Here is a 9,397-nt window from a genome sequence, read left to right as displayed (position 1 = left end):
GGCCGGCGCACCGGCGGAGGTCGGGCGGGCGCTCGTGGGGTCGAGCGCGGTGTCGCGGATCGACCGGCGCGAACGGCCGGCCTCGGTGGGGGCCGACGGCGCCGAGGAGAGCTGCGGAGCCGACGGGTGGCTCGCCGTGGTGCCGTGGGCCGGCGTCTCGTCGGCGCCGCCCTGGCCACGCATGGCGCGGCGCGAGACCGGAGCGCCGGGAGCGGACGGTGCCGCCGGTGCGGTCCGAGGCGGAGCCGGGGTCGCCGCAGCGCCCGCGGACCCGGCGTCGGGTGCGGCGCCCGAGACGTCGCCCGTCTCGGGATTGCGATGGAGCTCGCGGCGACGGCGCCGCTCTGCCGGTTCACTCATGACTGACCTCGATACAACCTGTGCTTGGCGATGTACTGGACGACCCCGTCGGGGACGAGGTACCAGACCGGCTGCCCGGCGCGCTCACGTGCGCGGACGTCGGTCGAGGAGATCGCCAGGGCGGGGACCTCCAGGACGTGGACCCGGTCGCCGGGAAGCCCGTCGACCGACAACGCGTGCCCGGGGCGGGTGACCGCCACGAACTGCGCCATCGAGAAGAGCTCGTCCGCATCCTTCCACGTCAAGATCTGCGCGATGGCGTCCGCGCCTGTGATGAAGAACAGTTCGGCGTCCGGACGGGCGGCCTTGAGGTCCCGGAGCGTATCCACGGTGTACGTCACACCCGAGCGGTCCACGTCCACGCGGCTCACCGTGAACCGCGGGTTCGACGCCGTCGCGATGACGGTCATCAGGTAGCGGTGCTCGGGGAGCGTGACGTCCTGGTGCAGCTTGAACGTCGGCTGGCCCGTGGGGACGAAGACGACCTCGTCGAGGTCGAACCGGGCCGCGACCTCGCTCGCGGCGACCAGGTGGCCGTGGTGGACGGGGTCGAACGTGCCGCCCATCACCCCGAGCCGAGGTCTGCGCGGCGGATCCGTCATCGGCCCGGTGCCTCCCGTCGCCTCGGTCAGTGGCGCGTCCCGACGCTGCGGAAGGCGAACGTGATGAGCAGCATCGCCGTGAGTCCGACGAACGCGCCGATGCCGAACACGACGGGCGGGAACGGCAGCTCGCGGGCGTGCTCGGCGCCCTCGGCGGCGGCGGCGATCAGGGCAGCATGCACGTCAATCCTCCAGGGGTGGGCGGGAGCGACCAGTGTCGCACGGTGGACTGTGCCATCAGGGTCGGACGTGCCCGTCGCCGTGCACGATCCACTTGGTCGTCGTGAGCTCGCCCAGCCCCATCGGGCCGCGGGCGTGCAGCTTCTGCGTGGAGATGCCGATCTCGGCGCCGAGCCCCAGCTGGCCGCCGTCGGTGAACCGCGTCGAGGCGTTCACCATGACGGCCGCGGAGTCGACCTCGGCGACGAACCGCTCCGACGACGCCAGGTCCCGCGTGATGATCGCCTCGGTGTGCCCCGAGCTCCACTCGCGGATGTGCTCGAGGGCCTCGTCCAGGGAGTCGACCACCCGGATCGCGATGTCGAGCGACAGGTACTCGGTGGCCCAGTCGACGTCGGTGGCCGGCACGCAGTCGGCCTCCTCCGGAGCGAGCGCCATGGTCGTCTCGTCGCCGTGCACCGTCACGCCCTCGTCGGCCAGCATCGCGATGGCCACGGGGAGGAACTCGTCGGCGACGGCCTGGTGCACCAGCAGCGTCTCGGCGGCGTTGCAGACCCCGACGCGCTGGGTCTTGGAGTTGAGCAGGATCGGGATGGCGACGGCCAGGTCGGCGGTCTCGTCGACGTAGATGTGCACGTTGCCCACGCCGGTCTCGACGACCGGGACGGTCGACTCGCGCACGACCGTCTGGATGAGGTCCGCGCCCCCGCGGGGCACCAGCAGGTCGACCAGGCCGCGCGCGTGCATGAGCGCGACGGCGCCCTCGCGCCCCCACGCGTCGATCGACTGGATCAGGGCCCCCGGGAGCCGCTGCGCGACGAGCGCCTGCGACAGGACGTCGACGATCACCTCGTTGCTCGCGGCCGCGGCCGAGCCGCCGCGCAGGATGACGGCGTTGCCGCTCTTGAGCGCGAGCCCTGCGGCGTCCACCGTGACGTTCGGGCGCGCCTCGTAGATCATGCCGACGACGCCCATGGGCACCCGCACCTGGCGCATGCGCAGGCCGTTCGGGAGCGTCTGGCCGCGCACGACCTCGCCCACCGGGTCGGGCAGCGCGGCCAGCTCACGGAGGGCGTCGGCGATGGCGACGATGCGCTCGGGCGTCAGCGCGAGGCGGTCCAGCAGCCCGGCGGAGGTGCCGTTCGCCCGGCCGCGCTCGAGGTCCACGGCGTTGGCCGCGACGATCTCGGGGGTGGCCGCCACGAGGGCGTCGGCCATGCCGCGCAGCGCGGCGTCCTTGGTGGCGCGCGTGGCCGTGGCGAGCGCCCGCGACGCGACCTTGGCGCGCTCCGCGACCGCGCGGACCTGCGCGACGACGTCCGGCGCCTCGAGCGCGTCCTGCACCGGCTGGTCGAGCGAGGTGGTCATCGGACCAGGGTAGTCCCGGGCACTCTCCGCCCGCGTCAGACCGCCACGAGCCGGTCGAGTCCCCGCGTCCTGCGACCCCCACAGCGTCGTCAGGACCTCGAGGCCAACGGCATCGACGCCACCCTCTGGAGGGGTGCGGTGCCGGACTTCCGGCCCCACCTCATGGCCAGGTCGTTCGACCTGGTCCGTGGCAACCTGAGTCGAGCCGGCCCCTCAGGGACGTCCGAGCGGATGTAGCCCAGGGGCCGCACCTGCTCGGACGTTGTGGATGATCCCTCGCGGATGTCCGAGCGGATGTGGCCCAGGGGCTGCACCTGCTCGGACGTTGCGGGCTCCTGCTGGGGTCAGCGGCGCCTGCGGACCAGGACCAGGTCGTCGCGGTGGACCAGCTCGCGGTCGTAGCCCGGGCCCAGCGCGGCGCGCAGCTCGGACGTCGACCGGCCGAGCAGCGGCGGCACCTCCTCGGCGTCGTACGACACCAGCCCGCGCGCGACCAGGAGGCCGTCCGGCCCGACGAGCTCGACCGGGTCGCCGGCCTCGAACGAGCCCTCGACACCGGTCACGCCGGCCGGCAGCAGCGAGGTCCCGCGCTCGAGGACCGCCCGGACGGCGCCCGCGTCGAGAACCAGGCGCCCGCGGGTGTTCGCGGCGTGGGCCAGCCAGAGGCGGCGGATCGAGGTGCGGCGGCCCGTCGCGGTGAACCAGGTGCCGACGTCCTCGCCGGCGAGCGCCTGCGCCGCCTGGGCCGCAGAAGTGAGCACCACGGGCACCCCGGACTGCGTCGCGATCGCCACGGACTCCAGCTTGGTCACCATGCCGCCCGTGCCGACCGCGCTCCCCCGCGAGGCCACGTCGATGCCCTCGAGGTCCTGCGCGTGCACGACCGAGGCGATCCGGCGCGAGCCGTCGCGTGACGGCGGGCCGGTGTAGAGCGAGTCCACGTCGCTGAGCAGCAGCAGCGCGTCGGCGTGCACCAGGTGCGAGACCAGCGCGGCCAGGCGGTCATTGTCGCCGAACCGGATCTCGTCGGTGGCCACCGCGTCGTTCTCGTTGATGACCGGCACGATCCCGAGGTCGAGCAGCCGCGTCAGGGCCCGGTGCGCGTTGCGGTAGTGCACGCGGCGCACGGTGTCGTCGGCGGTCAGCAGCACCTGGCCCACCTGCAGACCGTGCCGCGCGAACGCCGCCGTGTAGTGCGCGACGAGCAGCCCCTGCCCGACCGAGGCCGCCGCCTGCTGCGTGGCCAGGTCCTTGGGGCGCGCCGCCAGCCCGAGCGGACCGATCCCGGCCGCGATCGCGCCGGACGACACGAGCACGACCTGGCCGCCGGCCTCCCGCCGCGCCGCGAGCACCTCGACCAGCGCGTTGAGGCGCTCGGGGGCCAGCCGCCCGTCGGGGGTGGTGAGCGACGACGAGCCGATCTTGACGACCACCCGGGACGCCGAGGCCAGCTGCTGGCGGTCCTGCAGGGCGTCGGCGGTCACGTGCGGCATTCTGCCGCGTGGCGGCGGCGGGTCACGCTCTTATCCGGTGCGCGGACGTCAGTCCTTCGCCGCGTCCGTCCAGACACCGGCCTCACGCTCGGTCCACAGCTCCTCGCGCGCCTCGGTCTTGGCGTCCATGCGCTCCTTGTACTCCTGGCGCTTCTCGCCGCGCGTCGGACGCGAGTGGTCCTCGAGGCGCAGGTCGACGCCGCGCGGGCCGCCGAGGAACTCCGAGCCAGTCATGAGCGTCGGCTCCCAGTCGAAGACGACCGCGTTGTGCTCGGGGCCGATGCGCACCTCGTCGCCTGCGACCGCGCCTGCGGCGAACAGCCGGTCCTCGACGCCGAGCCGGGCGAGCCGGTCCGCGAGGTAGCCGACGGCCTCGTCGTTGGAGAAGTCGGTCTGACGGACCCAGCGCTCGGGCTTCTCGCCGCGCACCCAGAAGTACACGCCCTGGCCCTCGACCTCGCGGCGCGTCACCGTGAAGCCGGCGTCGTCCACGGCCTTCGGACGCAGCACGACTCGGGTGTTCTCGGGCGCCGGCGCGTCACGACGAGCCTTGTCGACGATCTCCCCGAGCGCGAACGTCAGCGGGCGCAGCCCCTCGTGGCTGGCCGTCGACACCTCGAACACGCGGAACCCGCGGGCCTCGAGGTCGGGCTTGACCAGCTCGGCCAGCTCGCGCGCCTCGGGGACGTCGATCTTGTTGAGCACGACGATCTGCGGGCGCTCCAGGAGCGGCACGCGGCCACCCTCGATGGAGAGGTCACCGGCGTAGGTCCGCAGCTCGGCCTCGATGTCCTCGAGGTCCGAGAGCGGGTCGCGGTCGGGCTCGAGAGTCGCGCAGTCGAGCACGTGCACGAGGACCGCGCAGCGCTCGATGTGCCGCAGGAACTCCAGGCCCAGACCGCGGCCCTCGGACGCCCCCGGGATGAGACCCGGCACGTCGGCGACGGTGTACCGCGCGCCACCGGCCTGCACCACGCCGAGGTTGGGCACCAGGGTGGTGAACGGGTAGTCGGCGATCTTGGGCCGGGCCGCGGAGATCGCGGCGACCAGGCTCGACTTGCCGGCGCTCGGGTACCCGACCAGCGCGACGTCGGCGATGGTCTTGAGCTCGAGGACGATGTCCTGCTCGTCGCCCGGCTCGCCGAGGAGCGCGAAGCCCGGCGCCTTGCGGCGCTGCGAGGCGAGCGCGGCGTTGCCGAGCCCCCCGCGACCGCCCGCGGCCGCCACGTACTGGGCGCCGACGCCGACGAGGTCCGCGAGCACGGTGCCGTCGGGCGCCTTGACCACGGTGCCGTCGGGTACGCCGAGCACCAGGTCGGCGCCGGTCGAGCCGGAGCGGTGGTCGCCCATGCCCTGCGTGCCGGACGGCGCGTGCCGGTGCGGCGAGTGGTGGTAGTCGAGCAGCGTGGTGACCTGCGGGTCGACCTCGATGATCACGGAGCCACCGTTGCCGCCGTTGCCCCCGTCGGGGCCGGCGAGCGGCTTGAACTTCTCCCGGTGGATGGACGCACAACCGTGCCCACCGTCACCGCCGGTCGCATGCAGCACGACCCGGTCGACGAATGTCACCACGGCTGAACCTCCCTTGCCATTGCTACTTCTCGATACTCACACGCAGAAGGGGCGCACCGCACCGGTGCGCCCCTCCCACGAATGACCCGCCGCGGACCGTTGCCGCGGCGTCAGGAAACTCAGACCTCGGCCGCCACGACGATGTCGATGACCTTGCGGCCGCGGCGCGTCCCGAAGGTCACGGCGCCCGGGGCGAGGGCGAACAGCGTGTCGTCGCCGCCACGGCCGACGTTCACGCCGGGGTGGAAGTGGGTGCCGCGCTGGCGGACGATGATCTCGCCGGCCTTGACGACCTGGCCACCGAAGCGCTTGACGCCCAGGCGCTGGGCGTTCGAGTCGCGGCCGTTGCGCGAGGAGCTCGCGCCCTTCTTGTGTGCCATGACGAACCTGCTTTCGTGCTCAGAGAATGGGGGTCCGCAGCCAGCCGGCCACGGCGCGAGATCAGGAGATGCCGGTGACCTTGAGGCGGGTCAGCTTCTGGCGGTGACCCTGGCGCTTGCGGTAGCCGGTCTTGTTCTTGTACTTGAGGATGTCGATCTTGGGACCCTTCTCGTCCCGCACGACCTCCGCCGTCACCGTCACCTTGGCCAGGGCCTTGGCGTCGGTGGTGACCTTCTCGCCGTCGACGAGGAGCAGGGCGGGCAGCTCGACGGTCGAGCCGGCCTGCGCAGCGAGGCGGTCGACGACGACGACGTCGCCCACCGCGACCTTCTCCTGGCGGCCGCCAGCCTTCACGATCGCGTACACCACGTTGCTGCTCATCTCTGCTCGTCGAACTGCTTGTCAAATACTCGGGTGAAGATGTCGGTGCCTGCCTGCGCCCGCGCACATCCCGCTGCCACCGGTGACGACCGGTTCCCGTGGGGGTTCGCGTCGGCGCCGCCAACGGCGGCACGCATGACCAGCGCGCACACGACGCGCCGACGTTCTAGGGTACGGACCCCACGCCGCACGGTCAAACCTGGACGGTGCGGCGCGGGGTCGGCGTGACCTAACGCACGTCGTCGTCGCGGCTGTCGTCCCCGTCGGCCTCGGGACGGTCGGACGACTCCTCGGCACCGTCGGCCTCGGCACCGTCGGACGGCTCCTCGGCGTCGTCGGCCTCGGCACCGTCGGACGGCTCCTCGGCGTCGTCGGCCTCGGCACCGTCGGACGGCTCCTCGGCGTCCTCGGCCTCGTCGTCCGCCGCGAACACGTCGGCCGGCACCGCGGTGAGCTCGAGCTCCTCCACCGGGCCCTCGTCCGGCGCGTCGCGGTCCTCGTCGGGCGCCGCGTGCTGGACGGCGGCGAACTCGGCGAGCACGTCGAGACCCGGCGCGCTCGGCGCGTCGCGCTCCGTGTGCTCCTCGGGCGCCTCGACCCGCGCGGCGGGCGCGTCGTGGTCGTGGTCGTGCTCGTGGGCGTGCGCGGCCGCGGCGGCGATCGTCGCCAGGGTCGCCTTGACGGCCTCGCGGGCCTCCGGCAGCACGGGGACGCCCGCGTGCGGAGCGTGCGCCACCGGCTCCTTGCCGCCGCGCTTGCGGCGCGACCGGGGGGCGTTGCCCTCCGGCGTGGCGGGCTGCGGCTGCTGGGCACCGGCGTCGGGACGCTGGTTGTTCTTCTCGATCGGCTCCTCGTGCACGATGAAGCCGCGCCCGTGGCAGTGCTCGCACGTCTCGCTGAATGCCTCGACCAGGCCCTGGCCCACGCGCTTGCGGGTCATCTGCACGAGCCCGAGCGAGGTCACCTCGGCCACCTGGTGCTTGGTCCGGTCGCGGCCCAGGCACTCGACCAGCCGACGGAGCACGAGGTCACGGTTGGACTCGAGCACCATGTCGATGAAGTCGATGACGATGATGCCGCCGATGTCGCGCAGCCGGAGCTGGCGGACGATCTCCTCGGCGGCCTCGAGGTTGTTGCGGGTGACCGTCTCCTCGAGCGTGCCGCCCGAGCCGGTGAACTTGCCGGTGTTGACGTCGACCACCGTCATCGCCTCGGTGCGGTCGATCACGAGCGAGCCGCCCGAGGGCAGCCAGACCTTGCGGTCCATGCCCTTGGCCAGCTGCTCGTCGATGCGGTGCACGGCGAAGACGTCGGTGTCGGACTCCCAGCGCGTCACCTTCTGCGCCAGGTCGGGCGCGAGCTCGTCGATGTACGACGAGATCGTCGACCAGGCCTCGGCGCCCTCGACCACGAGCGAGGAGAAGTCGTCGTTGAAGATGTCGCGGACCACGCGGATGGCCATGTCCGGCTCGCCCTGGAGCAGGGCCGGGGCGGACGCGGTCTTCGACTTCTTCTCGATGGCCTCCCACTGCCCCTGCAGGCGCGCGATGTCGGCGCGCAGCTCGTCCTCGGACGCGCCCTCGGCCGCAGTGCGCACGATGACGCCCGCGGAGTCCGGGACGATCTCGCGCAGGATCCGCTTGAGGCGGTTGCGCTCGGTGTCGGGCAGCTTGCGGCTGATGCCGGTCATGCCGCCGCCGGGCACGTAGACCAGGTAGCGGCCGGCGAGCGTGACCTGCGAGGTCAGGCGCGCGCCCTTGTGGCCGATGGGGTCCTTGGTGACCTGCACCAGCACGGGGTCGCCCGACTTGAGCGCCTGCTCGATGCGGCGGGCGGACCCGCCCTCGAGACCGGCGGCGTCCCAGTTGACCTCGCCCGCGTAGAGCACGGCGTTGCGGCCCTTGCCGACGTCGACGAACGCGGCCTCCATGCTGGGCAGCACGTTCTGCACGCGGCCGAGGTAGACGTTGCCGACCATCGAGGCCTGCGCCTGGTTGGACACGTAGTGCTCGACGAGCACCCCGTCCTCCAGCACGGCGATCTGCGTGCGGGCGTTCTTCTCGCGCACGATCATCGTGCGGTCGACGGACTCCCGGCGGGCCAGGAACTCCGACTCGGTGATGATCTGGCGACGACGGCCGGCGTCGCGGCCGTCCCGGCGGCGCTGGCGCTTGGCCTCCAGGCGGGTCGATCCGCGCAGCGCGGTGACCTCGTCGCTGGGCGCGCGGGTGCGGGCGGCGCGGGGCTCGTTCTGCTCCCCGCCCTCACCGCGCGACGAGCCACGACGACGACGGCGGCGGCGACGGCTCGAGCCGCCGTCCTCCCCCGCGGCGTCGTCGGCGTCGGACTCGGCCTCGGTCTCGGCGCCCTCGTCGGACTCCTCGTCGGTCTCGTCCGCGTTGTCGGCCGAGCCGGGCGCGTCGCTGCGGCTGCGCCGGCCGCGGCCACCGCGGCGGCGACGGCGACGCGGAGCGCCGTTCGCGCCGTCCTCGGTGGTCTCGTCCTCGTCGCCCTGCTCGTCGTCGGCGGAGTCCTGCTCGGCGGAGTCGTACCCGGCGGCGGCGTCGACGATGTCCTCGACGACGACCTCCTCCTCCTCCACGATCTCCACGGGCTCCACCGGCGCAGAGTCGCCGCTGCGGCCACGACGGCCCCGGCGGCGCGACCCGCGCGACGGCGCGGACGCGTCCTGCTCGGTCTCGGTCGCCTCGGCAGGTGTCACCGCGGCGTCGGCGGCCTCCGCCGCCTCCTGCTCGGCGCGGTGCGCGGCCTCGGAGATCTCCTCCGGGGAGCCGGTGCTGGCCTGCGCGCGGCGACGGCGCGGGCGGGCCGCGGACGGGTCGGGGGCCTGGAACAGCAGCGCGGTGGTCGCGAAGCGCGGACCCGTCGAGGTGCTGCTCGTGGTGGCGTTGGGCTCCACGGCGGTGTCGGCCGCCGGGACGGTCGCGGCCAGCTCGGCGAGCACGTCGAGCGTGGGGGCGGACTCGGCGTCCTCCTCCTCGTCCTCGGCGGGCTGCGCGACCGGCTCAGCGGTGGGCTCGGGAGCCGGCTCGGGCGCGG

General features: G+C 73.5%; 8 protein-coding genes and 1 pseudogene. All 9 read right to left on the bottom strand.

The genetic code is table 11. The features are described 5' to 3' along the window. Positions 1–360 (bottom strand): annotated as a pseudogene (locus AB5970_RS18980) (hypothetical protein); the annotation flags it as partial. Beyond that, positions 357–962: a nicotinate-nucleotide adenylyltransferase gene (gene nadD, locus AB5970_RS18975; RefSeq protein ID WP_370505509.1), complete on the bottom strand. Its 606-nt coding sequence runs from the start codon at positions 960–962 to the stop codon at positions 357–359. The pseudogene AB5970_RS18980 and the gene nadD, both read right to left, overlap by 4 nt. Positions 963–988: 26 nt before the next feature. Then, the gene (locus AB5970_RS18970; RefSeq protein ID WP_370505508.1) at positions 989–1,144 is read right to left on the bottom strand and encodes a hypothetical protein; all 156 of its coding nucleotides are present in this window, start codon (positions 1,142–1,144) and stop codon (positions 989–991) included. Between the two features lie 55 nt (positions 1,145–1,199). Further along, positions 1,200–2,510, bottom strand: a complete 1,311-nt coding sequence (locus tag AB5970_RS18965; RefSeq protein ID WP_370505507.1) for a glutamate-5-semialdehyde dehydrogenase — start codon at positions 2,508–2,510, stop codon at positions 1,200–1,202. 344 nt (positions 2,511–2,854) lie between these two features. Beyond that, the gene (gene proB / locus AB5970_RS18960) at positions 2,855–4,003 is read right to left on the bottom strand and encodes a glutamate 5-kinase (protein WP_370505506.1); all 1,149 of its coding nucleotides are present in this window, start codon (positions 4,001–4,003) and stop codon (positions 2,855–2,857) included. Positions 4,004–4,051: 48 nt separating this feature from the next. Continuing rightward, complete coding sequence (obgE, locus tag AB5970_RS18955; RefSeq protein WP_370505505.1) at positions 4,052–5,575, bottom strand: GTPase ObgE; 1,524 nt, start codon at positions 5,573–5,575, stop codon at positions 4,052–4,054. Between the two features lie 119 nt (positions 5,576–5,694). Next, positions 5,695–5,955: a 50S ribosomal protein L27 gene (rpmA, locus tag AB5970_RS18950; RefSeq protein ID WP_055913072.1), complete on the bottom strand. Its 261-nt coding sequence runs from the start codon at positions 5,953–5,955 to the stop codon at positions 5,695–5,697. A 61-nt stretch (positions 5,956–6,016) separates the two neighbouring features. Continuing rightward, positions 6,017–6,325, bottom strand: a complete 309-nt coding sequence (gene rplU, locus AB5970_RS18945; protein ID WP_370505510.1) for a 50S ribosomal protein L21 — start codon at positions 6,323–6,325, stop codon at positions 6,017–6,019. A gap of 241 nt (positions 6,326–6,566) precedes the next feature. Continuing rightward, a partial coding sequence (locus tag AB5970_RS18940) for an Rne/Rng family ribonuclease (protein ID WP_370505504.1) occupies positions 6,567–9,397 on the bottom strand: 2,831 nt, incomplete at its 5' end.

This window comes from Cellulomonas sp. ICMP 17802 (assembly GCF_041295535.1).
Lineage (GTDB): Bacteria > Actinomycetota > Actinomycetes > Actinomycetales > Cellulomonadaceae > Cellulomonas.
This window is presented reverse-complemented; position numbering and strand designations above follow the sequence as displayed.

Bases quoted from the DNA above. Each gene is read 5' to 3' on its own strand.
- nadD (WP_370505509.1), bottom strand. From the start codon at position 962: ATGACGGATCCGCCGCGCAGACCTCGGCTCGGGGTGATGGGCGGCACG.
- AB5970_RS18965 (WP_370505507.1), bottom strand. From the start codon at position 2,510: ATGACCACCTCGCTCGACCAGCCGGTGCAGGACGCGCTCGAGGCGCCG.
- proB (WP_370505506.1), bottom strand. From the start codon at position 4,003: ATGCCGCACGTGACCGCCGACGCCCTGCAGGACCGCCAGCAGCTGGCC.
- rpmA (WP_055913072.1), bottom strand. From the start codon at position 5,955: ATGGCACACAAGAAGGGCGCGAGCTCCTCGCGCAACGGCCGCGACTCG.